This window comes from Pseudonocardia lacus, from assembly GCF_018531445.1.
GTDB lineage: Bacteria > Actinomycetota > Actinomycetes > Mycobacteriales > Pseudonocardiaceae > Pseudonocardia > Pseudonocardia lacus.
The window spans coordinates 1-3,636 of the sequence record NZ_JAHDTH010000379.1; the positions used below are offsets into that span (position 1 = coordinate 1).

Here is a 3,636-nt window from a genome sequence, read left to right on the forward strand (position 1 = left end):
GACCGCGACCGCCGCGGCCAGCACCGACGCTCCGGCGCCGCCGCGGCCGCCGACGACGGCCAGCACCGACCCCCGGCGGGGTCGGCCCTCCGCGGCCTCGGTGAGCGCGCCCACCAGCCAGGACTCGGCCTGCGGCAGGCTGATGACGTGCTCGGCGCCGACGGTCACGGCGTCGCGCCATATCTCGGGCGGCGGCTCGCCGCGGACCGCCACGACTATCCCGGGCCGCCTGGGCAGCCCCGCGCCGGCGCACTCGCGCGCCGCCGGGCCGTCGAGCAGCACCACGGGAGCCTGCGTCCAGGTCGTGCGGGCCTGGATCGCGTCGACGCTGCGGTGCAGCTCGCAGCCGGCCGCCGCGGCCAGCCGCAGGACCGCGTCCAGCAGGTCCGGGTCGGACACCATCACCAGGCCGCGTCGTTCGCCCGCGCTCTGCGCCATCTCGCGCCTCCTCTCGTCCGGCGCCCCGGATCGGGGGCGCCGACGACCAGGGTGCGGCCGGGGAACGGGCTTCCACGGGTGGATCCCCAACCTGTGGACAACTGGGGGTCGATGTGGACAACTCGCGGCCCCACCGCTGCTGAGCAGCGGATATGTCGGCGGGCTCAGATAAGCTGGCTGGGGGTGGCCAGCGCGACGACCCCGGCGACCACGACCGCCGCGGCGACCGCCCGCCTGCCCCCCAGGCGCTCCCCGAGGAACACCACCCCGATCAGCGCGCCGAAGACGATGCTGCTCTCCCGCAGCGCGGCGATCGGGGCGAGCGCGCCGCTCGTCTGCGCCCACAGCACGATCCCGTACGCGAGCATCGCGATCGTCCCGCCGGCCAGCCCCCTGGCCGTGGACCCGCGCAGCGCGGCCACCAGCCGCCCGCGCCTGCGCACCGCGGCCACGATCGGCATCGCCGGGCCCTGCAGCAGGAACATCCAGCCGATGTAGCCCAGCAGCGGTCCCAGCCCGACGCCGATGCCGTCGATGACCGTGTAGCCGGCGATGGCCAGGCCGGTGGCGAGCGCGGCGGCCACCGCCGGCAGTTGCGCCCGCTGCGGGCGACCGCCCACCAGCACCAGCGCGATCAGCCCCGCCGACACCGCGACGATCCCGGCCAGGTGCAGCACCGGGAGGTCGCGGTGCAGCACGAGCAGCGAGAACGCCGCGACCACCAGCGGCGCCGAGCCGCGGGCCAGCGGGTAGACCTGGCTGAACTCACCGAGCTGGTAGCCGGCCAGCAGCAGCAGGTTGTACCCGACGTGCACGGCCGCCGAGGCGACCACGTACGGCCAGGCCTGCGCCGACGGGAACCCGCCCACCAGTGCGAGCGCCCCGCCGCCGACGACGTCGGTCACGCCCATCACCGCGAAGCCGACGAGCCGGTCGGGGGTGCCGTGCGCGATCGCGTTCCACGCGGCGTGCAGCAGCGCGGCGGCAAGGACCGCCGCGACGATGCCGGGGGACAGCGACGGGGATGTGGCCAACCGGAGCTCCCTGGGGTCGGCTCGCCTGCGGGCGGGCGTCGGGGACCTCAGGGCTTTCGTCCCGCCGGTTGTGGATGCCCGCGGCGCGGACGACCTGGCGCCGCTCGGTCCGGCCCCCACGGCCCTGGTTGTCGGTCGGCTCGGCGGGCGGTGGGCGGGACCCCAGGCGCGATCACCCCGACCGTAACCCACGGCCGACCCCGCAGCCGAGACCCGCCACGGCGGCCACGGCCGGGCGATGGCCGGACGGCGCATGGGACGGCCCCCGCCAGGGGGGATTGGCGGGGGCCGTCATCGGTTCAGCTCCGGGGGGTCGAGCTGAACCAGCGCCCGGACGTGTCCGGACAGCACAACTGTAGCCCCAACCTGGCCATAACGCCCGCCTCTCGGCTCAGGTTCTGTGCTCCGGATGGAGCGGCGGGGGCGCGCTCGCCCGCGGGGGCGTTCTGGCAGGCTCGCCGACTGTGTCCGGCCCGCACCCCATGCTCCCCGTCCGCCAGGCGACCGGCCGCGCGGCGGCGTTCTTCGACCTCGACAAGACGATCATCGCGGGCTCCAGCGCGCTCGCCTTCAGCCGGCCGTTCCGCCGCCAGGGACTGATCAGCAGACGGGCCGCGCTGCGCAGCGGCTACGCGCAGCTGCTGCTGGTGCTCTCCGGCGCCGACGCCGGCACGATGGACCTGCTGCGCCGGCGGATCACCGCGCTGTGCACCGGTTGGGACGTCGCCCACGTCCGGTCGATCGTGGCCGAGACGCTGCTGGAGATCGTGCAGCCGATGGTCTACGCCGAGGCCACCGAGCTGATCGCCGAGCACCGGGCGAACGGCGACGAGGTCGTCGTGCTGTCCGCGTCGGGGGAGGAGGTCGTCCAGCCCATCGCGGCGATGGTGGGCGCCGACTGCGCCGTCGCCACCCGGATGACCGCCGTCGACGGCCGCTACACCGGCGAGGTCGAGTACTACTGCTACGGCGCCGAGAAGGCCGAGGCCGCCCACCGGATCGCCGCCGAGCGCGGCTACCGGCTCGAGGACTGCCGGGCCTACTCGGACTCGATCACCGACCTGCCGCTGCTCGAGGCCGTGGGCCACCCGACCGTGGTCAACCCCGACAGGGCGCTGCGCCGGGAGGCGATCCGGCGCGGCTGGCCGGTGCTCACCTTCGCCCACCCCGTCGCGCTGCGCCCCAAGCTGCGTTCCCCCGCGCGGACGGCGGTGGCGGCGGTCGGGGCGGCCGGCCTGCTCGCCGCCGGCTGGTACGGGCACCGCCGGACGAGTCGTTCGGTGGGGTGATCGCCACCGTCCGTAGCTGAACCGGTGCACCGGATCGGAGGTCTTGCTGTGCCCGGGGTCACGTACTAGAAAGGTGTCACGGACCTCGTGAGGCCAGGGGCGGTGCGGCAGAGAAGCACCCGTCCACCCCGATCGGGCTCCGTGCGCGACCGACGGGACACTCCACGCACAGCACGCCGCGGGAGGCATGTCGTCGTGGGCCTGCGGACCCGGACCACCGGCCGCCGAGGCCATTCCACGACACGTAGTGCACGCCTGGAAACCTGGCGTTCGCGCGATGACGGGCGGTACATCCCTCGCGGGTGTGCCGCCCGTTTCACGTCCGGTCGCCGCTACTGCCGGGCGTTCGCGATCGACAGCCCCTCCGCCGCCCCGGCCTCCCACTGCTCGCAGCAGTGCCGCAGCCAGCCGGCGATCCCGTCCGCGGTGCCCGCGGCGAAGCCCGTCGCCGCCTGCCGGTACGTCGCGGCGTGGCGGAGGTGGCCGACCTCGGGCACGGCCAGGCCCTTGGGGTCCAGGCCGGCGGCCACCGCGGCCAACCGGGCCGCCGCCCGCGCGACGACGCCGTTGGCGGTCGGGAAGGGCGCGAGGCCGAGCAGTTCGCCGTGCACGACGGCCACCAGCACCGGCGCCGGCACCGACGTCCCCCCGGCCACCAGATCGGCCAGCAGTCCCATCCGGGCCCCGACCTCCTGGTCGGGGCGGGGGCGCCCGAGCACGTCGGCGTGCCGGTCGGCGGGCACCAGGTCGGCCGCGGCCACCACGTGCAACCGGGCCACCGCCTGCAGCGGCGCCGTGCGCCACACGCCCAGCAGCCTCCCGGTCTCCTCGGCCGCCCGCAGCGCGCCGGCCAGCAGCGGGTCGGCCACGGCGTC

Annotated in this window: 3 protein-coding genes and 1 pseudogene; 1 reads left to right on the top strand and 3 read right to left on the bottom strand. The window is 76.0% G+C overall.

Translation table 11 applies throughout. From position 1 onward, the window contains the following. Together KIK08_RS38065 and KIK08_RS38070 are read right to left on the bottom strand one after the other, a co-directional pair. Positions 1-438 (bottom strand): annotated as a pseudogene (locus tag KIK08_RS38065) (septum site-determining protein Ssd); the annotation flags it as partial. A gap of 164 nt (positions 439-602) precedes the next feature. Next, complete coding sequence (locus KIK08_RS38070) at positions 603-1,472, bottom strand: DMT family transporter (RefSeq protein ID WP_250558625.1); 870 nt, start codon at positions 1,470-1,472, stop codon at positions 603-605. A gap of 482 nt (positions 1,473-1,954) precedes the next feature. Here KIK08_RS38070 and KIK08_RS38075 point away from each other — a divergent pair, with 482 nt between their 5' ends. Continuing rightward, positions 1,955-2,761, top strand: a complete 807-nt coding sequence (locus tag KIK08_RS38075) for an HAD family hydrolase (protein WP_214408167.1) — start codon at positions 1,955-1,957, stop codon at positions 2,759-2,761. 332 nt (positions 2,762-3,093) lie between these two features. Here the strand turns inward: KIK08_RS38075 and KIK08_RS38080 are convergent. Beyond that, on the bottom strand, positions 3,094-3,636 hold a 543-nt coding region (locus KIK08_RS38080; protein ID WP_214408165.1), incomplete at its 5' end, for an oxidoreductase.